The sequence below is a fragment of the Actinopolymorpha sp. B11F2 genome (assembly GCF_040195635.1).
Classification (GTDB): domain Bacteria; phylum Actinomycetota; class Actinomycetes; order Propionibacteriales; family Actinopolymorphaceae; genus Thermasporomyces.
This window is the reverse complement of the sequence record NZ_JBEFTX010000014.1, coordinates 176,244-198,852: the sequence shown is the minus strand read 5'-3', so window position 1 is coordinate 198,852 and position 22,609 is coordinate 176,244. Positions and strand designations below refer to the sequence as shown.

Annotated in this window: 28 protein-coding genes and 2 tRNA genes; 19 read left to right on the top strand and 11 right to left on the bottom strand. The window is 66.6% G+C overall.

The features are described 5' to 3' along the window. Positions 1-27: 27 nt before the first annotated feature. Positions 28-207: an LPXTG cell wall anchor domain-containing protein gene (locus tag ABN034_RS23935; RefSeq protein WP_349693244.1), complete on the bottom strand. Its 180-nt coding sequence runs from the start codon at positions 205-207 to the stop codon at positions 28-30. A gap of 156 nt (positions 208-363) precedes the next feature. Between ABN034_RS23935 and ABN034_RS23930 the strand changes: the two genes are divergently transcribed. Continuing rightward, positions 364-834, top strand: a complete 471-nt coding sequence (locus ABN034_RS23930) for a MarR family winged helix-turn-helix transcriptional regulator (protein WP_349693243.1) — start codon at positions 364-366, stop codon at positions 832-834. 4 nt (positions 835-838) lie between these two features. Then, positions 839-1,540, top strand: a complete 702-nt coding sequence (locus ABN034_RS23925) for a M23 family metallopeptidase (protein ID WP_349693242.1) — start codon at positions 839-841, stop codon at positions 1,538-1,540. Positions 1,541-1,569: 29 nt separating this feature from the next. On the opposite strand, the gene ABN034_RS23920 is transcribed toward ABN034_RS23925, so the two are convergent. Further along, positions 1,570-3,042, bottom strand: a complete 1,473-nt coding sequence (locus tag ABN034_RS23920; protein WP_349693241.1) for a 4a-hydroxytetrahydrobiopterin dehydratase family protein — start codon at positions 3,040-3,042, stop codon at positions 1,570-1,572. Here ABN034_RS23920 and ABN034_RS23915 point away from each other — a divergent pair. The 7 genes from ABN034_RS23915 (at position 3,035) to ABN034_RS23885 (ending at position 7,395) form a co-directional block, all read left to right on the top strand. Then, positions 3,035-3,592, top strand: a complete 558-nt coding sequence (locus ABN034_RS23915) for a dihydrofolate reductase family protein (RefSeq protein WP_349693240.1) — start codon at positions 3,035-3,037, stop codon at positions 3,590-3,592. The genes ABN034_RS23920 and ABN034_RS23915 overlap by 8 nt on opposite strands. A gap of 108 nt (positions 3,593-3,700) precedes the next feature. Then, positions 3,701-4,288 carry a dihydrofolate reductase family protein gene (locus ABN034_RS23910; protein WP_349693239.1) on the top strand — a complete coding sequence of 196 codons (588 nt, stop codon included), beginning with the start codon at positions 3,701-3,703 and terminating at the stop codon, positions 4,286-4,288. A 155-nt stretch (positions 4,289-4,443) separates the two neighbouring features. Beyond that, the gene (locus tag ABN034_RS23905) at positions 4,444-4,914 is read left to right on the top strand and encodes a fluoride efflux transporter FluC (protein WP_349693238.1); all 471 of its coding nucleotides are present in this window, start codon (positions 4,444-4,446) and stop codon (positions 4,912-4,914) included. Continuing rightward, positions 4,911-5,258, top strand: coding sequence for a DUF190 domain-containing protein (locus ABN034_RS23900; protein ID WP_349693237.1), 348 nt, complete (start codon positions 4,911-4,913; stop codon positions 5,256-5,258). Before ABN034_RS23905 ends, ABN034_RS23900 begins: the two co-directional genes overlap by 4 nt. After that, entirely contained in the window at positions 5,255-5,617 is a 363-nt protein-coding gene (locus ABN034_RS23895; protein ID WP_349330330.1) for a fluoride efflux transporter FluC, read from the top strand. Before ABN034_RS23900 ends, ABN034_RS23895 begins: the two co-directional genes overlap by 4 nt. Before the next feature lie 244 nt (positions 5,618-5,861). Beyond that, positions 5,862-6,203, top strand: coding sequence for a hypothetical protein (locus ABN034_RS23890; protein ID WP_349693236.1), 342 nt, complete (start codon positions 5,862-5,864; stop codon positions 6,201-6,203). 991 nt (positions 6,204-7,194) lie between these two features. Next, the gene (locus ABN034_RS23885; RefSeq protein WP_349693235.1) at positions 7,195-7,395 is read left to right on the top strand and encodes a hypothetical protein; all 201 of its coding nucleotides are present in this window, start codon (positions 7,195-7,197) and stop codon (positions 7,393-7,395) included. Positions 7,396-7,509: 114 nt separating this feature from the next. On the opposite strand, the gene ABN034_RS23880 is transcribed toward ABN034_RS23885, so the two are convergent. Beyond that, positions 7,510-8,178 (bottom strand): P-loop NTPase family protein, encoded by a 669-nt coding sequence (locus tag ABN034_RS23880; RefSeq protein ID WP_349693234.1) that lies wholly within the window; start codon positions 8,176-8,178, stop codon positions 7,510-7,512. Positions 8,179-8,676: 498 nt separating this feature from the next. Here ABN034_RS23880 and ABN034_RS23875 point away from each other — a divergent pair, with 498 nt between their 5' ends. Then, positions 8,677-9,039, top strand: a complete 363-nt coding sequence (locus ABN034_RS23875; protein WP_349693233.1) for a hypothetical protein — start codon at positions 8,677-8,679, stop codon at positions 9,037-9,039. 27 nt (positions 9,040-9,066) lie between these two features. Here ABN034_RS23875 and ABN034_RS23870 read toward each other — a convergent pair whose 3' ends face one another. Further along, a complete protein-coding gene (locus tag ABN034_RS23870; protein WP_349693232.1) occupies positions 9,067-9,528 on the bottom strand; it encodes a GNAT family N-acetyltransferase in 462 nt (153 codons plus the stop codon). Here ABN034_RS23870 and ABN034_RS23865 point away from each other — a divergent pair. The 4 genes from ABN034_RS23865 to ABN034_RS23855 are packed head-to-tail and all read left to right on the top strand — an operon-like array spanning position 9,505 to position 11,291. Continuing rightward, entirely contained in the window at positions 9,505-10,032 is a 528-nt protein-coding gene (locus ABN034_RS23865; protein ID WP_349693231.1) for a replication initiator, read from the top strand. The genes ABN034_RS23870 and ABN034_RS23865 overlap by 24 nt on opposite strands. Before the next feature lie 2 nt (positions 10,033-10,034). Beyond that, complete coding sequence (locus ABN034_RS23860; protein WP_349693230.1) at positions 10,035-10,244, top strand: excisionase family DNA-binding protein; 210 nt, start codon at positions 10,035-10,037, stop codon at positions 10,242-10,244. After that, entirely contained in the window at positions 10,244-10,423 is a 180-nt protein-coding gene (locus ABN034_RS34530) for a hypothetical protein (protein WP_502879081.1), read from the top strand. Before ABN034_RS23860 ends, ABN034_RS34530 begins: the two co-directional genes overlap by 1 nt. Then, positions 10,374-11,291, top strand: a complete 918-nt coding sequence (locus tag ABN034_RS23855) for a tyrosine-type recombinase/integrase (RefSeq protein WP_502879085.1) — start codon at positions 10,374-10,376, stop codon at positions 11,289-11,291. The genes ABN034_RS34530 and ABN034_RS23855 overlap by 50 nt, the downstream gene beginning before the upstream one ends. Before the next feature lie 92 nt (positions 11,292-11,383). On the opposite strand, the gene ABN034_RS23850 is transcribed toward ABN034_RS23855, so the two are convergent. The 3 genes from ABN034_RS23850 to ABN034_RS23840 form a co-directional block, all read right to left on the bottom strand. Continuing rightward, positions 11,384-11,459 (bottom strand) — tRNA-Ala (locus ABN034_RS23850). Between the two features lie 37 nt (positions 11,460-11,496). Then, positions 11,497-11,637, bottom strand: coding sequence for a DLW-39 family protein (locus tag ABN034_RS23845; RefSeq protein ID WP_349330332.1), 141 nt, complete (start codon positions 11,635-11,637; stop codon positions 11,497-11,499). Positions 11,638-11,883: 246 nt separating this feature from the next. After that, on the bottom strand, positions 11,884-12,627 hold the full coding sequence (locus ABN034_RS23840; RefSeq protein WP_349693228.1) for a TetR/AcrR family transcriptional regulator: 744 nt from the start codon (positions 12,625-12,627) through the stop codon (positions 11,884-11,886). A gap of 110 nt (positions 12,628-12,737) precedes the next feature. On the opposite strand from ABN034_RS23840, the gene ABN034_RS23835 reads away from it, so the two are divergent. Next, a complete protein-coding gene (locus ABN034_RS23835; protein ID WP_349693227.1) occupies positions 12,738-13,178 on the top strand; it encodes a DoxX family protein in 441 nt (146 codons plus the stop codon). A gap of 550 nt (positions 13,179-13,728) precedes the next feature. Then, entirely contained in the window at positions 13,729-14,088 is a 360-nt protein-coding gene (locus ABN034_RS23830; protein WP_349693226.1) for a YciI family protein, read from the top strand. Positions 14,089-14,481: 393 nt separating this feature from the next. Here the strand turns inward: ABN034_RS23830 and ABN034_RS23825 are convergent, their stop codons facing one another. Beyond that, a complete protein-coding gene (locus ABN034_RS23825; protein ID WP_349693225.1) occupies positions 14,482-15,333 on the bottom strand; it encodes a helix-turn-helix transcriptional regulator in 852 nt (283 codons plus the stop codon). An 87-nt stretch (positions 15,334-15,420) separates the two neighbouring features. On the opposite strand from ABN034_RS23825, the gene ABN034_RS23820 reads away from it, so the two are divergent. From ABN034_RS23820 to ABN034_RS34525, 3 genes are all read left to right on the top strand, one after another. Then, a complete protein-coding gene (locus ABN034_RS23820; RefSeq protein WP_349693224.1) occupies positions 15,421-16,224 on the top strand; it encodes an SDR family NAD(P)-dependent oxidoreductase in 804 nt (267 codons plus the stop codon). Positions 16,225-16,324: 100 nt separating this feature from the next. Continuing rightward, the gene (locus ABN034_RS23815) at positions 16,325-18,523 is read left to right on the top strand and encodes an MMPL family transporter (protein WP_349693223.1); all 2,199 of its coding nucleotides are present in this window, start codon (positions 16,325-16,327) and stop codon (positions 18,521-18,523) included. Further along, the gene (locus tag ABN034_RS34525; protein WP_502879080.1) at positions 18,468-18,803 is read left to right on the top strand and encodes a tyrosine-type recombinase/integrase; all 336 of its coding nucleotides are present in this window, start codon (positions 18,468-18,470) and stop codon (positions 18,801-18,803) included. Before ABN034_RS23815 ends, ABN034_RS34525 begins: the two co-directional genes overlap by 56 nt. An 89-nt stretch (positions 18,804-18,892) precedes the next feature. Here ABN034_RS34525 and ABN034_RS23810 read toward each other — a convergent pair. The 3 genes from ABN034_RS23810 to gyrA all read right to left on the bottom strand — a co-directional run bounded on the left by ABN034_RS23810 (position 18,893) and on the right by gyrA (position 22,491). Beyond that, positions 18,893-18,966, bottom strand: a tRNA-Ile gene (locus ABN034_RS23810). A gap of 139 nt (positions 18,967-19,105) precedes the next feature. Continuing rightward, on the bottom strand, positions 19,106-19,972 hold the full coding sequence (locus ABN034_RS23805; protein WP_349693222.1) for a DUF3566 domain-containing protein: 867 nt from the start codon (positions 19,970-19,972) through the stop codon (positions 19,106-19,108). Then, on the bottom strand, positions 19,969-22,491 hold the full coding sequence (gyrA, locus tag ABN034_RS23800; protein WP_502879084.1) for a DNA gyrase subunit A: 2,523 nt from the start codon (positions 22,489-22,491) through the stop codon (positions 19,969-19,971). The genes ABN034_RS23805 and gyrA overlap by 4 nt, the downstream gene beginning before the upstream one ends. Positions 22,492-22,609: the final 118 nt, after the last annotated feature.

Below are 22,609 nucleotides of genomic sequence, written 5' to 3'. Positions count from 1 at the left end.
TTTTGCTTGCCGAGTTGTGGGCGCCGTTCAGCGGCGGCGCCGTCGTACACCGAGCACTACGAGCCCGCCGAGCAGGGTCAGCACACCGACCGCGAACCACACGAATGATCCACCGGTCACGGGCCGGCAGTCAGCCACACACGCGATGGGCTGAATCCGAACGAGGTCGGCACCCTGAAGAACCCACAACAGGCCGAGCAGCGTCATGACTACTCCCACGCTCACCCGGGCGGCCCTGCGCCACGTCGTCGCCGGTCTCGCCCGCGCTCGGACAGCTTCTGGGGCGGGTTCGGGGTGTGACATCGCTCGACCTTTCGGTTACGGTTGATATATACAGGCGCCCTTAGAAGGTGAACTTATAAGGTGACCGAACAACAAGCAAGTGAGGCTCTGTTCTTGCCCCAGCTCATCGGTCAGGTCTTCGACCGACTTCTCAACGACCTGCACCGCCACCTCATCGAGGCCGGGTATGAGGACTTGCGACCCACCCACTGCTTCAACGTCCTCCGACTCATGGACTGCGAGGGCACACGGCCGACGGAGTTGGCGCGCCGAGCAGGGATGACACCTCAGGCGATGAGCGATCTGGTCAGCCACCTCGAGCAACACGGCTACGTGCGGCGGGTCCCCGATCCTGTCGACCGTCGAGGCCGGGTCGTCGTCTACGCCGACCGTGGTACGAGCGCCGCCATGGTCGCGACCAGCTTCTTCGCCGACCTGGAGGCCCGCTGGGACGGCATCGTCGGACGTGACCGGTTCCAGGACGTGAAGGTCGCGCTGGCGGAGATTCTCAGCTCCTCTTCGACCGGCAAGTCCACTACCAAGACGGGTTGACGGTGTGACTTCGGAGATCGTGATCTCGTTGCCGTTCGAGGGACGTTGGCTTGCGAGAAACAGTCCGGCCCGGCGGGTTCCCAGTCACGGTGCCGACCTGATGGGCGGGCGGTACGCCATCGACTTCATCGGTGTCGATCACCGTCATCGTGTCGCAGAGCGCCGTGACTGGCGAACTCTTCTCGCCACCGAACCGGTGGAGCGGTTCTTCGCCTACGGCCGACCAGTCCTGGCGCCCGCCGACGGCGTCGTCGTCCAGGTGCACCAGGGCGAGATCGATCACGTGGCGCGCCGGTCGCAGTTGGCCCTCGTGCCCTACGCGTTAGGTCAGGCTGCCCGCCTCCGCCAGGGTGTAACTGCCTTGGCCGGCAACCACCTGGTCATCGCGATGCGGCACGAGAGCGCATTCGTTGCCCTGGCCCACCTGCGGGACGGTTCCGTTCGGGTGACGGTCGGCGAGAAGGTGACGGCGGGGCAGCGGGTCGCGGACTGTGGCAACTCCGGCAACTCGACCCACCCGCATGTGCACGTACAAGTGATGGACGGCCCGGACGCGTCTGCTGCTCGAGGCATTCCGATGGCATTTCGGCGCTTCCGTGAGTGGCCGCGAAGGGCGGATCATTTCCAGATCCGCGAGTCTGGCCTCCCCGAGGAGGGCGCCGTGGTCGAACCGCTGCCCATCATTGCCTCGGACATGGGCACCTGATCGGTGCGCGGGACGCTGAGCGCAAGGTCTCAAGCAGGTGCGTGCGACGTCGGACGAGGTGCCTCCTCGCGTCCGGATGCGACGGCGACATCCACCTCGTTGCCCTCGGGATCGGCGAGGGTCCACCACGCGGGTGCTTCGGAGTCGTTGGCGATCCGGCCGCCGGCTGCCAGCGCGGCGTCGATCCGGGCCTGTGCCTGGTCGTCGGGGACGAACAGATCGACGTGGATCCGGTTGCGCTGCGCCCGCCGCGCTTCGTCATGGACGTCCTTGGCGTCGATCTGTTGAAACCAGAACACCGGGTTGATCCGGCGTGGATCGTAGATGTCCTGAAGCAAACGTTGGTAAGGACCCTGCTGATATCCGAGTACTGCCATCCAGAACGGCCGCACCGCTGGAACGTCGACGGCGTGGATCGAGATCTGGAGGAACCGTCGGCGGGGAGAGGGATCGGCGGGGCGCCCCATCCCACGCGCCGCGGCCTGAACCCGACGGGCCAGCTCCATGAACCCCTCGTCGAGGTCGAAGTTCTCGGTCTCGTGTTGGTCTTTGCCGGAGTCGAGCGTGATGCAGCCGGGACGCACGTCCACCATCAGCGCCTTCCCGGCATAGTCGGCGAGTCGGGCAACGGCCGTAGCAAGGTCGACCGACTCGCGGAAAGAGCCTGTCGGGTAGCACGTAATCGCGCTGCCCATCTGCCGCCAGTCTTCAGTTTCCGGGTCGTCGCCCAGGGCTGCGGTCGGCCCGAGCGGGAGGCAGGCCTCGTTTCCCTCGGGGTCGTCGATCACCCACGGGCGCTCGTCGTTGACCACGTGACCACCGTTGGCCAGCACCTCCGCACGTCGCGTGTTGGCGATGTCGTCCGCCCAAGCGACATCGACGTGGATCCGGTTACGCAGCGGACGCGGCTGATCGGCCTGCTGGAACCAGATTCCCGGATCCCGGCGCAGGCTGTCGGTGAGGCCGTCCTCCGACTCCTCGTAACCGAAGACGATCCGCCAGAACGGCATCACTGCTTTCATGTCGACAGCATCGATCGCGAGCTGTACGGACTGGAGCGCCGCTGGATCGGCCCTGAGCTCCAGGCCCCGGGCGATATCCGAGATCGCACGGGCGAACGACACGTCCGCGGCCGTCAGGCCGGTAGGGCCGGACGGAATCCGTACGTGCATTCCGCTCTGGCGCAGGTCGACGTCCGGCTGCCGTGCGCCATCGCCGACCAGAGCGACGATGCCGCGCAGCAGCTCCGCACCAGCCGCATGAGACGGCGCATCGAACCAGCTGCTCGCCCCGACGGCGAGCACGCGCCAGTCCTCCGTGCCGCCAGCTTCCTGGAACTGCTTCGCGGTAAGTCTCACGTCGGGCATGGCCGCAGAATGCCAGCCAGTGATCTCCCGCGGAACCCCTTCGGGTTTGGCGCTTCGAACCGCAGGCGTGTCCAGTGTGCTTCTTGCGGTTATTACGGCCCGCCGCCAGGGCTGGGAGGATCCTCCTGTGGCCAAGACGATCTACTACGTCTCCAGCAGCATCGATGGATTCATTGCCGGCGCGGACGACTCGCTTGGTTGGCTCTACGAGATCGATCCGGGAGATCGCGACGTGTCGTCGTTCGTCGGCGAGATTGGCGCCTTGGCGATGGGCGCCGCCACCTACGAGTGCGTGCTCCGGGATTCGCAGCTGCTGGAGCATCCTGAGAAGTGGCAGGAGGCGCACAGCGACAGGCCGGTATGGGTGTTCACTCATCGGGAGCTGCCGAAGGTCCCTGGCGCCGACATCACGTTCGTCAGCGGCGACGTCCGCCCGGCGCACCGGGCGATGGTCCGCGCTGCGAGTGGTAGGAACATCTTGGTCGCCGGCGGCGGTTCCTTGGCCACGGCATTCGTCGATGCCGGCTTGTTGGACGAGATGTTCATCGGTGTCGTGCCGGTGATGCTGGTGAGTGGCAAGCCCTTGTTTACTGGCCACCTCACCTCGTCACGGCTCTCGCTGTCGAACGTCGAACAGATTGGCCAGGTCGCATACCTGACTTACCACGTGCTCCCTGCTGATTGAGCGGCACGAGCTCCTGGCCGGTGTCACGCCGTCCCTTCCGGTGCCGATGAGTTTCCCGGTCATGGGAGGTCGGTACGAGTGACAGCTGACAAGCAGAGGAGGCCCACGATGGGCAAGGTGTTCACCCACATGACGATGTCGCTGGACGGGTTCATCGCGGATCCGAACGATCAGCCCCGGGAACTGTTCGACTGGTACGAGGCCGGGGACGTGACCGTGCCCAACCCAAATGAGGACGTTTCCTTCCAGGTCGACGATGCCAGTGCGGAGGTGCTACGAGAGTTGACCGGAAACACCGGTGCACTCGTCGCCGGCCGACGCCTGTTCGACATCGCCGACGGTTGGGGTGACAAGCATCCGGCCGGTGCTCCCGTCGTCGTGGTCACCCATCGCGCACCCGAGGACGCCACCAAGAGATGGCCGAGAACGACATTCGTCGACGGCGTCGAAGCCGCGATCACCCGGGCCAGAAGGATCGCCGGCGACCAGGACGTCACCATCGCGAGTGCGGCGATCGCCCAGCAGGCAATCGCCCTCGGTCTGGTAGATGAGGTGTGTGTCAGCCTCGTGCCAGTGCTGTTCGGCGAGGGGATCCCCTACTTCACGAAGCTGGAAAAGGGCCACCAACTCCTCGAGGACCCAATTGTCGTCCAGGGACGCCGTGCCCTTCACCTGCGATACCCAGTCCGACGCTGAGCCCGCTAAGCTGCGAGCGGTCCTTCTGTGCGAGGGACCGCGGCGGTGGGGCCCGCCGCCCCGGCCATGGTCGGGAGAACTGCGGCGTATGCCGCCAACGGTCCCTGCCAGTGGAGAGCGCGTGTTGCTGGTAGGAGGCCCATATGCCCGATCCGATGCATTCTCGTCCGGCCACAGCCAGCGATGATCTACCGCTTCGGACCCGTCGGCTCCAGCAGTGGCGGGGAGCGTTGCCGGTGCTGGCGGCGGTGTCGGCGGGTGGGGTGCTCGGTTCTTTGGTCCGCTCCGGCGTGTCCGTCGCCTTCCCTCACAGGTCCGGCGAGTTCGCGTGGGCGACGTTCGCGATCAACGTCTCCGGATGCCTGCTCATTGGTGTGTTGATGGTGCTCCTCGAGCAGGTATGGACCGGCCGACGGCTGCTGCGCCCGTTCCTGGGGATTGGGGTACTGGGCGGGTTCACGACGTTCTCTACCTACATCCTTGACGCCATCCGTACCTCAGCTGAGGCGCCGCGAACCGGGTTGGCCTACCTGGCCGGCACCTTGCTCCTCGCGCTGTCCGCGGTGTGGATCGGCGCCACACTCACCCACAAGACCATCGCCCGACGACGCCAGGAGTCCTCATGAAACTCGAGGGTCAAGCCCTGCGGCTGACGATCTTTGTCGGCGACACTGACCAGTGGCACCACAGGCCGCTGTACCACGAGATCATCCACCGAGCTCACAAGGCGGGTCTGGCCGGCGCCACCGCACTCCGCGGAATCGAGGGCTACGGCGCCTCCAACCACATCCACACCACCCGGATCCTCAGCCTGAGCGAGGACCTTCCACTCGTCATCGTCATCGTCGACGACCCCGACCGCATTCGGGCGTTCCTCCCTCAGCTCGACGAGTTGATCGGCGAGGGCCTGGTCATCGTCGAGCCAGTTGAAGTGATCCGCTACGTCGGCCGCGGGCGCGAGGCGCGATGACCATCCTGCTGGTCGCGCTCGGCGCCGCGATCGGTGCGCCGCTGCGCTATCTGGTGGACCAGGCCGTACGTGCCCGCCATGACAGCCTGTTTCCGTGGGGCACCTTCGCGGTCAACGTCGCCGGCTCCCTGCTCCTCGGCCTGCTGGCCGGACTACCTGCCCCCAGCGGAGTCATGTCCCTTGCCGGCATCGGATTCTGCGGGGCGCTGACCACATACTCCACGTTCGGATATGAGACGTTACGACTCACCCAGGACGGCGCGCGCCTGTACGCCGTCCTCAACGCGGCGGCCAGTGTCGCCGCCGGACTCGGCGCCGGCTACACCGGACTGCTCCTTGCCCGAGCCATCCATGGCTGACGCAGCAAGCGCACGTTGACTGCACCCGACCTAGCGGTCCGAAGTTCGCGTGGCGTCAGGTTTCTTGTGACTCGGCCCTCCTGCGGTGATAGGCCAGATGCGTTGAGCGCTCAGATTCTGACCGCACGCACGGTCCGACGGACGATGCCTTCACGCGCACACAGGTGGCGAGATCGCAGCCACGGCGTCTGTTTCTGTCACCAACGGTCTTCTCATGCCTGTCGGCCCCACATACTCTCCGATCATGGTCACGAAACTCGGCATCGTCGGTGCGATCCTTCTCGGCGTCGGGCTGCTCGCCGGGTTCGTGCCCTTCACAAGCGGCTTCTACGACTGCGGCTCCGCCTTCGTCCCGAGTAGCCACGAGCGGGAGTTTGCACGCGTGAACGACTTGGCTGACCTGCAGCCTGGCCGTCCGACGGTTGACCCGCCGGCGTCCCAATGCGACGAGCGGCGATGGCTCGTGCGAATAACAGCCTTCGGACTGGTCGCGGCCGGAGGAGCTGTGCTCATCAGCCGTTGGTATGTCGCCACACAGTCAGCCGGCAGGGCGCGTGCAGGCGGCTGGCCGACAACTCCGAAGTGAACTCAGTCTGGTGCCAGTGGACCGGTGTTACACCTCGTCGAGGCGACCGTTGCCGTTAAAGTCCGCGGCCTGAGGTGTCCAGAGGTGGGATCAGCGTAGGTGTCGGGCGCGACGGTGGCGGCGAATTGGAGAGGATGGGCCACACCAGCGCGGGCTGCGCTGATCTACCTGCACGCAGTGAACGCCCGGGACCGCGCCATTGCGGACTCGATGAACGTCCACCTGGGATCCGACCTCCCACGGTGCGGGCGGGGACACCGCGCGTGCCCTTCGGCTCCCCTTCCAGCACAGGGAGGACGCGCGAGGGCCGCGCGGAACGGTCGCGACGTCCGACACGTGGAGAGGCCCGGGACTCTGTCCGGGCGTTGACCCGGGGATTCGTACGTGTGGAGACGAGGGGACTCGAACCCCTCACCCCTTGCCTTGCAAAGGAACGTCGGGCTCGCACGCCGCACTGAGCGTGAGTCGCCTCCGCGTCTCAGCTCGGCTGTCGTGACCGTAGTTGACCGTTGCAGACCATGATCGGCCCTGGTGTGGGGCACGCGGAGGGCACGCCGACCCTCAGGCTGCCGTGGCGTGAACAGGCTGCCGTGGCGTGAACAGGCTGCCGTGGCGTGAACAGGCTGCCGTGGCGTGAACAGGCGGACGGCACGCCGAACCCCGCTGGTGGGGGAAGCGCTTGGTACTGTCGCCAGCCATGGTGTCGTGGTGCGAGTTCACTAGTGAGGCCCCGCGGATCGCTGAGGTCTTCAGTCGACGTCATGCCGCCGCCGGCAGCTTGTGCCTGCTAGGAACACTGCGAGCGGACGGATCGCCGCGAATAAGCCCGATGGAGCCTCGGGTCTTCGAGGGGCGCCTCGTCTTGCTCGGCATGCCCAACACCTTCAAGTTTCGCGACCTCGAACGTGACCCTAGGTTCTGCCTCCATACGGCAACGTCCCCTCCTCACCAACGTGACGGGGACGCCAAGCTTTGGGGTCGCGTCCAGAACATGCAGGACAAGGACTTCCACCGGCTATTCCTCACGAACTTGTACGAGGAGGCTGGCTTCGACCTTCGGCGCCAAGCGTTCGATCCGTTCTTCGTGGCAGACCTCACCGGGGCCTCCTCGGTCACGTCCGGCAAGAACAACCAGCTCATGATCACGATCTGGCGGCCCGGCGAGGGCGAACGAGTCACCACGCTCGATTGAGTGTGGATCGGCCTCACGTTCCGGCACCGCCGTGGTGACCGTTGTTGACCATGATCGGCCGCTCCATCTGGCACGCGACTGGCACGACGACCTTCCGCTGCGACCTACGCACGGTCATGGCGAGGGCGTAAGTCCGAGACGGGTCAGGGCCTGCTTTAGGACGCCGGAGCGTCCCTCCATTGCATCCACGCTGAGCACGATCCAGCCCGCTTGTCTCAGGATCTCAAGGTCAGCTTGCCGGGGTTGCTGCGAGCGTTCCTGGTAGTAGACGATCCGCTCCAGGTCCGGCCCTGAGGGTGCGCCGTGTTCGGCGGCGATGCGGACCCAGTAGTCGACCCACACCTGGCCGCGTTCTGCGGCCGCGCGGCGGGTCGCTTCACGAACGTCGCCCGTGAGGAACAGGACGACCGGCGACATCTCGGCGGCCAGCTTCTGGACGTCACGCACCAAGCGGTGGAGTCTCAGCGGCTCCGCTATCGCCCACGGCATGTCACTTGCCATCCCCACACAGGTCCAGTCGAAGATCCCCCAGGCGTGTCGTGCCCTCATCTGCTCGATGGTCGCCGTGTACGCAGGTAGGAAGACCTCCGGAGTCGGGGAGTTCTTGTCTCGGAACCCCTGGGCAACGTGCGCGAACTCGGGGCGCGTGAACAGATCTTCCTCCGGAAAGAGGTCGGCGGCCGCACCGCCATCTTTGAGAACGGCAGCAATGGACGCCGCAAGGGTCGACTTTCCGATACCGGGAGCTACCCCGTCCACCATCACAAGCCGTGGGTCGATCATCGAGCGATGATCTCGTTGCGGGCGCGCTGGCGGCAACTTGATTGCGGCGACCACTCATCCCCGTCGTCCTCGCAACCAGCCAGATTGAAGGCTGGAGCGGAGGCGGTCAATGGTCGGCGGAGCCGATCACGAAGTGACGCCGCCAGGCGTCATTGAGGGCCGGAGTGGAGGCCGGAGACTGGCATGCGAGGAGGGCCGGGTCACCTGAAAGCAATGTCCGGCCAGCCGCTTTCGACATGCTTCGTCTGTCCGCCCGGCGAGCCCGAGGACGGCCGCCCACGGCGGCCCGCAAGGGCGGTAGCCGGGCGGTGCGCCGCGCCAGCGGCGCCTTGATCTCATAGAGGTCAACTCAGCAATGCAGAGATGACGCCCTGTGTCCTGTGCCACCTGATGCTTGACACTCGTCGTGTTCGGCCAACCTGTTTCGCCGGCGTTCCGGACTCAGTTCCGGTCAGCGATGGTCTTCTCTTGGCTGCTGTACGCACATACTCTCCGGTCATGGCCACGAGACTTGGCATCGTCGGTGCGGTCCTGTTCGGCGTCGGGCTGATCGCCGGGTTCGTACCCTTCACCAGCTACGGCTACGACTGTGGCTCGGCCTTCGTCCCGAGTAGCTACGAGCGGGAGTATGCACGCGTGAACGACGCACGCGTGAACGGCTTGGCTGACCGGCAGCCCGGCGGCGCGATTAGGATCGTTGACCCGCCGGCGTCCCAATGCGACGAGCTGCGATGGCTGGTGCGGATACCAGCGGTTGGACTGGTCGGCGCCGGCGGGATCGTCCTCGCCCGCCGCTGGTACGTCGCCACACAGTCAGCCGGCAGGGCGCGTACAGGCGGCTTGCCGACAACGCCGGCATGAGCTCCGTGTGCGACCAGTGGCGCCGCCTCACACTTCCTTGAGCCGGCCGCTGCCGTCCCAGTCGGTGGTGTTGGCCGGGCGCTGGAAGAGGGCGCCGGAGGGGTAGTCGCTGTCGAGGGTGCGGACGTGCTGGAAGCCGTTGCGCTGGTAGTAGCGGTGCAGCGGGGTGTTGTCGGTCCAGACGTCGATGCGGACCCAGGCCTTGCCCAGCGTGGCGGCTTTGGCGGATGCCCAGTCGAGGATCTCGGTACCGAGGCCGGCGTAGGGGCGGCGGACGATTAGGCGGTGCAGGTACATCGCCGGCTCGTCGATCTCCTCGGGTGTCCAGAGGTGGGGGTCGGCGTAGGTGTCGAAGGCGACGGTGGCGGCGAGGGGGTCTGTGATCGCCTTGGTGAGGTACTTGGTCAGGCCGACCGCAGGGTCGGGTAGGCGATCACAGACCCGCTCGACGACGAGACGGACGACGTGTCGGCGGCCCGGCTGGCGCACATTGACCGGCTGCACGAACAGGTCCGGTGGCTCCCATGCTCGCGGAGGTGCTGGAACTGGCTCGCGTATGGCATCCAGCCCAAAGACGCCGCCGACGGAGCGGCACCAGGCCACTGCCCGAACAAAGCCCACGACCAGGAACACCTCGGCTGCGGGGGCCCTCGTGTCCTCGTCTCCCGCAAATGGACCGGCAAGACCCTCTCCACCCACCGGGCCGACCGACGCTCCGTCGTTCGCGAGGTACTCGAAGCCGCAGGCGTCGATCCCGGCGAGGCCGACCGCTGTTCGGCAACACAGACCCGGGACGACGGCCAACCCCGCTACCAGTGGCGGCCCGTCGACCGTGACGACCTGCCCGACTACATCGAGATCATCGCCGCATCCATCGGCGAACGACACCGCTGGCGTGCCCAGTACGAGCAGGCGAAGCAACGCGCCGGACCCAACCTCAGCCGCAATTCGGCAACTCAGCAGGCAGTCATGGCGAACGAGAGGGGACAGTAGTCATGGAACGGCTCTTGAGCATCGACCAGGCCGCCGAGATCCTCGGCACGACGTCGCGTTTCCCCCGACGCCTTGTCGCCGAACGCCGGATCAGATTCGTCAAGGTCGGCCGGCACGTCCGTATCCCGGCGAGCGCTCTTCGGAAGTACATCGACGACCGCACCGTCGACGCGATGACGGCTCGGTCGTGCGGACGTAGGGCGGTGGCCTGATGCCTACCGCGCGACGTGCATTCGGAACTGTTCGGCAACTCCCGTCGGGACGCTGGCAGGCAAGGTATCGCGGGCCTGATGGCGTGCGGCATTCGGCGCCACACTCCTTCTCCCGGAAGCGGGACGCGAATCTGTATCTCGCTGAGGTGCAAGGGCAGGTCGCACGAGGGGACCGCTGAGCGCTACGAGAGCGCGTTCCGGCTCAAGATCCTGCCCCGCCTTGGTGACCTACCGATCGGTGAGATCCGTGAGCCTACGGTGCGTAGATGGCACCGTGCCGTCCTCGATGATGGCAACGGCTGGCCATCGGTGGCGAAGGCGTACCGTCTCCTGCGCGCGATCCTCAACACGGCTGTGGAGGACGGACTGATCCGGAGAAACCCTTGCCGGATCAAGGGAGCGGGCGATGACCGTAGCCCTGAGCGCCAGGTCCTCACCGTCGCTGAGGTTCATCGTGTGGTTGACTCCATGCAGGAGCGGTACCGGCTTCTGGTCCTTCTTGCGACGTTCACGAGTCTGCGTCTTGGTGAGCTGGCGGCACTTCGTAGGCAGGACCTGGACCTCGACGACGGATGGGTCAGGGTGGTCCACGGTCAGGTCGAGCTGAGCACGGGGCAGCTCATCATCAAAGGGCCGAAGTCGGAGGCCGGCAGGCGTCGTGTGGGCATCCCGTCCGAGCTGCTTCCTGCGCTTCGGTGGCACATCTCGAAGTTCGCCGAGCCTGGTCCGTCCGGGCGCGTCTTTGTCGGGCCGTATGGCGGTTACTTGCGGCGGCAGAACTTTCGACGCATCTGGGTTCGTGCCCTGAGCAAGGCTGACGTCGCCCCTGTCCACTTCCACGATCTCCGTCACACCGGCAACACGCTGGCGGCAAGCAGTGGGGCCAACCTCCGGGAGCTGATGGAGAGGATGGGCCACGCCAGCTCACGGGTAGCGCTGATCTACCTGCACGCGGCGAACGAGAGAGACCGGGCTATCGCGGACTCGATGAACGTCCACTTGGCGGGTGCACTTCGGCTCCCATCTGACCGAGCGGAGGACGCGTGAAGGGCACGCAGGGGGCACGCCGAGCGGACTGTGATGTCGTGTGACGGTACGACAGATGTCCGCTCCGTAGCGGTTGACCTGGGGATTCCTGGTGGTGGAGACGAGGGGACTCGAACCCCTAACCCCTGCCTTGCAAAGGCAGTGCTCTGCCAGTTGAGCTACGCCCCCTGGAGGTGTGGACGCAGGGTACCTCGCCGCGCCTGGGTCAGCGCACGCCACCTGCCGGCGGGACCGTGTCGGTGGCTTCGGCCCAGAGGCTCTCCTCTGCCTTGTCGGCCTGCAGCCGCCGGTAGGCGAGCCAGCCGCCGAGGACGGCGAGTACGACGAGAAGCAACTTCTTGCTCATGAGTGGAGCCTCCTAGCGAACGGTCCAACAGCCCATCGCGGAAGCGTGGCTGGCCGACGCGGACCAACAGCCGGACATCCCGGGTGGTGTGGCCGACGGCCAGGCGTTCCCACCCGCCGATCCCGCTCCAGATGACCGGCCTTTCCTGGACCACAACCAGCGACCGCTTCCTTGTCAGGGTCGCTGCGAGCCTACCGTGACTTGTGGCTACGCAGAGGCTGCGGGTCGCTATCCGCCGTTGCCAGCTCAACCCCCGTCACCTGAGCCGCCTGCGCCTCCCGGAACGTCCTTCGGAGTCCGTTCCTCGATCAACTGGCTGACACCGTGGATGATCCGGGCCAAGCCGAACGATCGGATGTCCAGCGTGACGGGAGACTTGCTGGCCGCCAGGAGCGCCGGGTATTCGTCACCGTGGTCGGCAAGGACGGATGAAAATTCGGATCCGAACTGCGCCGGGTCGAGGCCGGTGCCGGCGCGGCGGGTCGACTGGGTGTTGCGGATATGGCCGCTGATCAGCCGGACCACCGCGAGCTGTTCGGCGTCCGTGAGGCCGGTACGGTGCAGGGAGCGAAGCGCCGCCTCGACCCACCCTGCTTCCTTGGGGCCCATCAGCCGGGTGCCTTCGGTGGCGGCGGGCAGCCATTGATGCCGGTCCCAGGTCTCCCAGAGCAGTTGGGCCCACGTCGTCAGCTTCTCCCGCCAGTCGCCGGCTACGGCACCCAGATCGGGCGGGTCGCCTACCGCTTCTTCGATCATCACCGCGATCAGCTCCGCCTTGCCGGCGACGTACCGGTAGAGCGACATCTTGGTGAAATCGAGTTCACCGGCGACCCGCTGCATGGAGACCGCGCCAAGGCCCTCCGCGTCGGCGATGGTCACCGCTGTCTGGCCGATCTGGCTCACGCTCAACGCCGGCCTGGGTCCGCGGGTCGGAGGCTTCCGTAGCCCCCAGAGCAGCTGGAGGGTACGGCTGCCGTTCTGGTCCGCCATTCGTACTCCCGTCCATGTCGGGCCTTGCCAGTGTTCGAGAACCGTGTCTAGCATACACAGTGTCCACTGGACACAATTTACTCACGCGTCACGTATGGGGAGAGCGGTCGATGACAACGAACGAAGCAGTGGCAGGAACCCAGGCCATCAGAACCACCACGCCGCCGCGCTGGGCCAACATCGGAATGTGGGTGCTGCAGGCACTCCTGGCCCTCACGTACCTGTTCAGCGGCGTCAACAAAGTCGGCGGCGAGGCACAGACCGTGGCCGGATTCGACGCGATCGGCTGGGGCGACTGGTTCCGGGTCCTGATCGGCGTGCTGGAACTCGCCGGAGCGGTCGCCTTGATGATCCCGATCCTCTCGGGCCTCGCCGCGTTGGCATTCACCGGGCTGATGATCGGCGCGGTGATCATGACCGTCGCCGTGTACGGAGACCTTGCCCTGGCGGTCATCCCAGCGACGGTAGGCATTCTGGTCGCGATCGTCGCATGGGGCCGTCGTCACCGCACGACCCAACTGTGGGCACTGCTGAGGAGCAGACGATCGTGAGGCCGATGAACATCCCCGGCTGCACGGAAGGATCTCCGAGCCCGGCAGCGCTGTGATCGCCTCACAAGGGTCAGAGTCGGCACCAGGAGGCACGGTACCGGCTCTGACCTGGGCATATACACGCTCCGTGTGCTTCGTCGTGGTGCACCCATGGGCCGGCCCTACTCCGCGGGCCGAATCTCGACGACAGTCTTGATCCGCTGGTTGTTGACCGACTGTTGACTCTGGTCAAACCCCATCTGGACGACATGCTTGCCTACGGCGCGTATGGCAAGGGAGCCAGCGGGACATTGCCTCCCGAGGCTCCACCACAGGCCCGACTCCTTGACTGTTCGGACGATGCCTCTAGCCCATCCCGCCATCGTGGTGACGTCGGGACGGAATGCACGATCATGCCCTTAGGCGTCGACTGCGCGCTCATTGGCAGATGAGACCGGTTGGACTACTCGTAGCCGTGAAGATTTTGCCGGCAGGCTGTCGGATCCGAAGCGAGGCGTTCGTAGAACAGGTGAGAGGCTGCCGGAGGAGGCCGCCGGGACAAGGAGCAGACATGACCGAGTACCTCATCTACTTCAACCAGCAGTGGGTGGGCGACCACACCGAGGAGTGGTTCCGCGGGCGCGGGCCGCTCGCCATGGCGGTCGTGAACGAGATGAAGGCGGCTGGCGTGTACGTGTTCGCCGGAGGGCTGGAGGAGGAAATCGAGGAGGCCTTCAGCGCTGACGCGACCAGCGGCACGTTGATGTTCACCGACGGGCCATTCGTCGAGTCCAAGGAGTTCCTGGGCGGGCTCACCGTGGTGGACGTTGCCGACGAGGATGCCGCCAGGATGTGGGCCGGCAAGGTCGCGGAAGCGTGCGGCTGGCCCCAGGAGGTTCGCCGATTCAAACCGCGGCCCGGAACCAAGTGATGAGGTCGCGACTCGTCAATGGAGGGCTGAGTCAGGCGACGCTGGTGCGACCTCGGCGATCCTTCCTGCGTTTACGTTCCACGAAGGTCGTCACACCCATTCGACCTGGCTCGCGGCAGATCGGGTCCCCGAAGTGGCCCGGCGGGCGAGGTTGGGCCATCGGATGCGAGGTATGGGCCGTGTCTGCGATCACGTGACACCGGACGTGGAGCGCGTCAGACGCTAGACGCGCTGGAGGAGCACTGGTCGGCCTCTCTAGGTGTGCTCGCGGGCCAGAACGGGCGCAGCTCGTGGCCTGCATTCCTGGCCTTCGGTCCGCGAGGTCCAAGCCGCCGAGCGTGAGCAGTCAGCCAAGACCATCCACTCGTGCGTGGAAGATGATCTCCCAAAGACTCAGCCGGGCACGTCCATGCGCTGTGTGCCGATCACGGAGAGTAGCCGTAGTGCCTCCTCTGCTGGAGAGTCGGGCTCGGCCGTGTAGATCACGACTCGTTGGTCTCGGTCGGTGATGTCGAGGACGTCGCAGTTGAGGGTGATGGGGCCGATCAGCCGGTGGTTGACTGTCTTGCGCAGGGTGAGCTCGGTGCGTACGTCGTGGGCGGCCCACAGCCGGGCGAACTCCGCGCTGCCGGAGATGAGGTCACCTACCAGGGTGGCTATCTCGGGATCGTCGGGGTAGCGGGCGGCGGTGGCACGCAGGTCCCGGGCGGCGGCGCGGGCGAACGCCTCCGCGTCGGACAGGCTGTACAGCAGCCGTTCCCGCGACTGCGCCGCGAGGAAGGCCTGGCGCACGAGGTTTCGCTCGTGCCGCGGCAGAGCGGAGAAGTCTGCCAGGAGGGCGGTCGCCAGGTCGTTCCAGGCGATCACCTCATACGTCGCGGACAGCACGATCGCCGCGGCGTTCGGCAGCCGCCGCAGGAGGTCGAGGATGCTCTGCCGCACCTCGCGTGAGGGCCCGGCCGGCGGGCCGGGCGGGGCGCCGGCGAGGTGGTGCAGGTGGCCGCGCTCGGCGTCCGACAGGCGCAGGGCCCGGGCCAGACCAGCGAGTACCTCGCGCGACGGGCGCGGGCCACGGGCCTGCTCCAGCCGTGTGTAGTACTCGGTCGAGATGAACGCCAGCTGCGCCACCTCCTCGCGGCGCAGCCCCGGAGTGCGGCGGCGCGGCCCGGCGGGCAGCCCCACGTCGGCAGGGGTGATGCGCTCACGCCTGCTGCGCAGGAAGCCGGCCAGCTCTCGTCTGTCCACGTCCCTAGTGTGCGCTGGTAGCGCGGAGCCGATCCAGGTACCGCTGGTGCCTGGATCGGCTGTGCGGCCGGACGCAGGCTCGCTGCCATGGACAACACACAGACCACCGACACCTCCACCCCCGCGGCTCATGGGCTGCTGGCCGGCAAGGTCGCCTTCATCACCGGTGCCGGTCGCGGTATCGGCGCCGCCGCGGCGCGGCTGTTCGCTCGGGAGGGCGCCCGGGTCCTGCTCGCGGCCCGAACGGAGGCACAGCTGAAGGCGGTGACCGAGGAGGTCCGGGCGGCCGGCGGCGCCGCGGACTACACGGTGTGCGACCTGGCCGACGGGGCCAGTGTCCGTGCCGCCGTCGACCGCGCCGTAGATCTGTACGGACGGCTCGACGTCGCCTTCAACAACGGCGCGACCGCTGTGTCGCCCGGCCCGATGGACCAGGCGACCGAGACCGACTTCGACCACATCTACGCCGTGAACCTCAAGGGCACCTGGGCGGCCATGGTCGCCGAGGTCGCCGCCATCCGGGCTACCGCCGGCACGGGTGCCATCGTCAACAACTCATCCGTCGGCAGCCTGAGGGGCAACGCCCCGCTGCCCTCCTACGGCGCGATGAAGCGGGCGGTCAACAGTCTCACCGAGTCGGCGGCGATCACCTATGGCCCGGAAGGCATTCGCGTCAACGCCATCGCCCCCGGCACCACGCTGACCGACATGGTGCGCGGCTGGAACGAGCTGTCACCTGGCATCGTCGACCAGCTCAACGCGCGGACCCCATTGCGTCGCGCGGCCGAGCCCGACGAGATCGCCCAGGCCGCCGCCTGGCTCCTCAGCGACCGCGCCTCCTACGTAACCGGGACGGTCCTCTCGGTTGATGGCGGCATGCAGGCGGCATGAGTCGGGGACGCCTGGTACCCGGATGCTCCTGGCCGGCCGGGATCGACAGCTGCTCTCACATCTACTTCGTTCACGTGGCTACTCATCAGGTGGTATCTCTATGTTCTCGTGGCTAGGCCGCTTCGCCTACGTGCGTAGGCGCTTGATCCTCATCGCGACAGCCCTGTTCGTGGTGCTCGGTGGCGCCTGGGGCACCGGAGTTTTCGGCGCGATGGTCACTGATGGGTTGGAGCCGCCGGACGCGGAGTCCAAACGGGCCGTCGACCTCCTGGACGACCACTTCGGGCACCAGGCCGGTGACCTGGACTCGGTGGCGGTCTACACCGACCCCACCGGCGAGCTGAGGGTCGACGACCCGGCCTTCGAACAAGCGGTGACTGCGGCGCTCGAGCGGCTGCCGGAGTCCGAGGTCCTCTCCTGGACCAGCTATTGGAGCCCGGAGCTCACCGACGAGGAGCGCGCCGGCTACGTCTCCGAGGACCGGTCTTCCACGCTCATCAGGCTCACTCTGCAAGGTGAGGACACTACCGAACGCCTTGAGTCATTTGGCGAGATCGAGGGCCTGGCCCGCGCCGACGACGGTCGGCTAGAGACCTATTTCTCGGGCGGGTCCACCACTGTGCACCACCTCCAGGCGCAGGCCGCAGAAGGCCTGGCCACCGCGCAGATGATCTCGCTGCCGATCCTGCTGATCCTGCTCCTGATCACCTTCCGGGGCCTGGTGGCCGCCTCCATCCCTGTCGCCCTGGGGATTCTGGCGATCATCGGCTCGATGATGCTGCTGCGCTGCCTGGCATACGTCACTGACATCTCGATCTTCGCCATGGAGATCACCATGCTGCTTGGCCTCGGCCTCGCCATCGACTACGGACTCTTTATGGTCACCCGGTTCCGCAACGAACTGGATCGCCACGACGGCGACGTGAGCGCGGCACTGGTGGCGACGATGAGCACATCCGGACGCACGATCGCCTTCTCCGGCATGGTCGTCGTCATCGGACTCTGCGGACTGCTGTTCTTTCCGCAGCCGATCTCCCACTCGTTCGGCTGGGCCGGCATCACGGTGGTCCTCTTCAACATCCTCGCCGCGCTCGTGGTGATGCCCGCCGCGCTGGCGGCGCTCGGCCCCCGGATCAACGCGCTCAGCCCTCGCTGGCTGCGTCGCCGGCGAGGCGCCGTCACCCGGGAGGACCAGGCGTGGGCCGGCCTGGCCCGCTCGGTCACCCAGCGGCCCATGCCGTGGCTGGCCGGTGGCCTGCTGGCGCTCGCCGCCGCCACGGCCCCGCTGTTGTCGCTGGAGCCGGGCCTGACCAACCACCGTTACCTGCCCGAGGACAACGAGGCCCAGGTGGTTCCCGTGATCCTGAACGAGGAATTCCCGGACGACCATGCGGGCGAAGTCCAGTTCGCCATCGCCATCACCGGCCCGGTAGAGGAGCAGTCCCTGGCGGACTACATGCGAGCCGTGGACGGCGTAGACGGGGCGTACGATCCCGTCGTCCACCGCGCCGACGACGAGGTGACCTGGGTGAGCGTCGGCTACCGGGGCGAGGTCGACGTCGACCATAACGAAGAGATGGTGCGCGAGGTCAGAGCACTCGACGCCCCGGCCGGCGCAAACGAGGTGCTCGTCGGCGGTGAGGGCACCCCGGCGGTCAGCCTCGACAACAACGAGGCGACGACCGACGCACTGCCGTGGGCACTCACCTTCCTCGGCCTGTCGACCCTGATCGTGCTCATCATCTGCTTCCGGTCGGTGCTCGTGCCGATCAAGGCCGTTGTCGTCGCCTTCCTCTCGCTGGGGTCCTCACTCGGCCTCATCGTCTGGGGATTCCAGGAGGGCGGCTTCCAGGGCCTCCTGGACTTCTATCTGGTGGGCACAACCGACGTGTGGGGCCTGGCGGTCATCATCACCATCGCCTTCGGTCTTGTCACCGACTACGAGATGTTCCTGGTGAGCCGCGTCTACGAGGAGTACCGGGCCACCGGTGACAACCAGCGCTCCATCCGGGTGGGCCTTCAGAGCACCGGTTCCGTCATCACCCGGGCCGGGCTGCTGATGGTCATCGTCCTCGCCGCGATGGGCTTCACCGCCACATCGCTGTTCGTCATGACCATCGGGATCGGGCTGACGCTAGCGGTGGTGATCGACGCCACCGTAGTCCGCTCGATCATCGTGCCCGCCGCGATGCAGCTGATGGGACGCGCCAACTGGTGGCCTGGAGGGCGCCAAGGCCGGCCGGTTGACCGACCGGAGGTCCCCGACCGGGCGGCAGGGTCTGACCGCTCTCGCGCGTGAGTACGTCGGCTGGGAGGGGCAGTCCGGGAACGTTCGGCGAGCGTTCCGACGGCTCCTGGACATGGCCGGAATGGACGGTGCGCGGTGGACACCACAGGAGCTACGCCACAGCTTTGTCTCCCTGCTGTCGAACCACGCGGGCGTGACGGTCGAAGAGATCGCCAGGCTTGTTGGTCACGCCACCACGACGGCGACACAGAAGGTGTACCGGTTGGAACTTCGCCCGATGCTCATTGAGGGTGCGGAGGCTATTGATCGACTCTTCACGGAGCCCTGTTAGACCCCCTGTCTGACCCCCTGGCCGTTTGGAGAAGGTTGGAGCCGGTCCAATCCGAGTGCCGGACCGGCTCTGACCTGGGCCTTTGTGGGTGGGCCTAACTGGACTTGAACCAGTGACCTCTTCCTTATCAGGGAAGCACTCTAACCAACTGAGCTATAGGCCCCAGCGCGCCAAGGAACGCTACCTCAACCCTAGCGTCCACCCAAAACCGGGCCCGACCAGGGCGGGATCACAACAGCCAGGGGGCGGGACCGTGGCGGAGGGTTGGCGGGACCAGGTCAGAAACGATGCGCGCAGAGCGGTCAGTCCTCTTCGGCCAGGGTGACTTCCAGGCCGCCGAGCAGGCTGCCTGAGAGGTTGTAGAGGAACGCGCAGAGTGTGGAGATCGCCGTAATGAGTACGACGTCGACCACGCAGATCAGGGCGGTGAACCCGAGGACCCGCTGCAGTCCGATGTAGTCCTCGAGGTTGAAGCGGGTGTCAGACGCGCTGCCGAGCACATCGGTGATGGTCCGGCTGATCGAGTCATAGACCCCGGCCGCATCCAGGACGTACCACACCACCGTTACCGCGACGACGGTCACGATGGCGAACGCGATCGACAGCAGGAAGGCGGTCTTCATCACCGACCACGGGTCGACACGTACGGCGCGCAGCCGGGCGCGGCGGACCCGGGCACGATCCGGCGGCTCGGGACGAGGCGGGGCGGGGCGTTGCTGCCAGCGGCGAAGGCTGTTGTTGTCGAGGGCGATGGTGTCGTGCTGGCCCGCCTCACGGGACGCACCGGCGCCGGCGTTCGTGGGATCCGGTCGCTGCGGTTCCGGCCGCCGGACGTCCGGCCGCGACGCCGTGCTCCGCGGCTGGTGCTCCGCACGCTCGAATCGTTCCGTACCTGCCGGCGCACCCAGCCCAGCGGACCCGGGTGAACCCGCTGACCCGGGTGAACCGGTCGGAGGGTGCGAACCACTTGTCCCGGAACTTCCGGACGTGGCCGAGCCGATCGGGCCCGGCGACTTCCCCGAACCCGAACCCGTCGAACCCGCGGCCCCCGAACCTGGGCGAGTCTGTCCTGACTGCTGGCTACCACCGCCAGGCGCGGAGCCCGATCCGGAACCCGACGTGGAGATGACCTGGGTTGCGGATTCGTCAGGCCCGCGCTTCCCTGTCACGTGCTGTCCTCCTGGCTGTCGACCCGGGGCTGTTCATCCGGACCATCCGTAAGCCCATCATCTGCGGGCAGGTCCCCGTCCGTCTCAAGTTTCCCGTCGTCCCCAGCATCGTCCTCGGTGTTTCGTGCGATGGCAACGACCGCGTCACCCTCCCGCACGCCGGCAAAGATGACGCCCATCGTGTCACGTCCCTTGACGGGCACGTCGGCAGCGGGACTCCGGGTCACCTGTCCACTTGTCTTGACGCACAACACCTGATCTCCGTTGCTTACCACGATCGCTCCGACCAAGGATCCACGCGTATCGGAGATCCGCATGGCCTTGATACCGAGACCGCCCCGGCCCTGGCGTCGGTATTCGGAGACGGCCGTACGTTTGGCATACCCGCCATCGGTGACGGTGAACACGTACTGCCCTTCCTCCTGCCCGGCGCGGATCACCGCCATGGCCAAAAGCTCGTCGTCGTCGCGGAACCGCATGCCAGTCACACCGGACGTGGCCCGGCCCATCGGACGCAGCTGGCCGTCGTCGGCCCGGAACCGCACCGCCTGGGCTTTGCGGGACACCAAAAGCAACTCATCGTCGGGGCCGACCAGTTCGGCACCGATCAACTCGTCGTCGTCCTCGCGGAAGTTCAGCGCGATGATCCCAGCCGCGCGGTTGGAGTCGTACTCCTGCAGCGGGGTCTTCTTGACCAGACCCTTCTTCGTCGCCAGGACGAGATACGGCGCCTGCTGATAGTCCCCGAGCGCGACGACCTTCGCGATCTCCTCATCAGGCTGGAACGACAACAGCCCGGCGACATGCCCACCTTTGGCATCCCGTGCCGCTTCGGGCAGTTCGTACGCCTTTGCCCGATACACCCGGCCACGGTTGGTGAAGAACAAGATCCAATGATGGGTACGGGTGACGAACAACTGCCCCACCACGTCATCACCCCGCAGCGCCGCACCCCGCACACCCCTGCCACCACGCCGCTGGCTGCGGTAGAGATCGGCGCGGGTCCGCTTGGCATAGCCACCGAGGGTGATCGTCACCACCACGTCCTCATCCGGGATCAGGTCCGCCTCGGTCAGATCACCATCGGCCGGGATCAGCCGGCTCCGCCGCTCATCCCCATACTTGTCCACGATCGCGGTCAGCTCCTCAGCCACGATCGCCCGCTGCCGGGCCGGCGAGGCGAGAATGTCCTGCAAGTCCGCGATCAGCGCCTCGAACTCCCGCAGCCGGTCCACAATCTGCTGCCGCTCCAGCGCCGCCAACCTGCGCAGCTGCATGTCCAGGATCGCCCGCGCCTGCACCTCGTCGATGTCAAGCAACTCGATCAGCCCGGTCCGCGCCTCCTCAGCTGACGGACTCCGCCGGATCAGGGCGATGACCTCGTCCAGCGCGTCGAGCGCCTTCACCAGGCCGCGGTAGATGTGCGCGTCCTCTTCGGCCTTGCGCAGCCGGAAGCGGGTACGCCGCTGGATCACCTCGATCTGATGGTCGATCCAGTGCGAGATGAACTGGTCGAGCGAGAGGGTGCGTGGGATCCCATCGACGAGCGCCAGCATGTTGGCGCCGAAGTTGTCCTGCAGCTGCGTGTGCTTGTAGAGGTTGTTGAGCACGACCTTGGCGATCGCGTCGCGCTTGAGGACGACGACCAGCCGCTGGCCCGTCCGCGAGGACGAGTCGTCGCGCACCTCGGCGATTCCCGTCACCTTGCCCGAGTCGGCGAGCTCGGCGATCCGCAGGGCGAGGTTATCGGGGTTGACCTGGTAGGGCAGCTCGGTGATGACGAGACAGGTGCGGCCCTTGGAGTCCTCGTCGATGTCGACGATGGCCCGCATCGTGATCGAACCACGCCCGGTGCGGTAGGTGTCCTCGATGCCGCGTCGCCCGACGACGAGTGCGCCCGTCGGGAAGTCGGGTCCGTGGACCCGCTCCATCAGCGCCTCGAGCAGCTCCTCCCGCGTCGCTTCCGGATTCTCCAATGCCCACAGGGCTCCGGCCGCGACCTCGCGCATGTTGTGCGGCGGGATGTTGGTGGCCATGCCGACCGCGATGCCGGCCGAGCCGTTGACCAGCAGGTTGGGGAACCGGCTCGGAAGAACGACCGGCTCCTGGCTGCGGCCGTCGTAGTTGGGCCGGAAGTCGACGGTGTCCTCGTCGATGTCGCGGACCATCTCCAGCGCGAGCGGAGCCATCCGGCACTCGGTGTACCGCATCGCCGCCGGCGGATCATTACCAGGCGAACCGAAATTCCCCTGCCCCTGCACCAGCGGATAACGCTTCGTCCACGGCTGCGCGAGCCCGACCAGGGTGTCGTAGATCGCGGTGTCGCCGTGCGGATGGTACTGACCCATGACGTCACCGACGACACGGGAACACTTCGAGAAACCGCGGTCGGGTCGGTAGCCGCCGTCGTACATCGCGTACAACACGCGGACGTGGACCGGCTTGAGGCCGTCGCGCACATCGGGCAGCGCACGACCCACGATCACGCTCATCGCGTAGTCGAGATAGTTACGCTGCATGGCGGCCTGGAGATCGACCGGGTTGATCCGCGAAGGCGGCGGCGGGAGGGCGGTGGTGTCTTCGGTCACTGGCTCAGTTCCTTCACACGTGCGGTCAGCACGACTTCGGTCTCTGAAA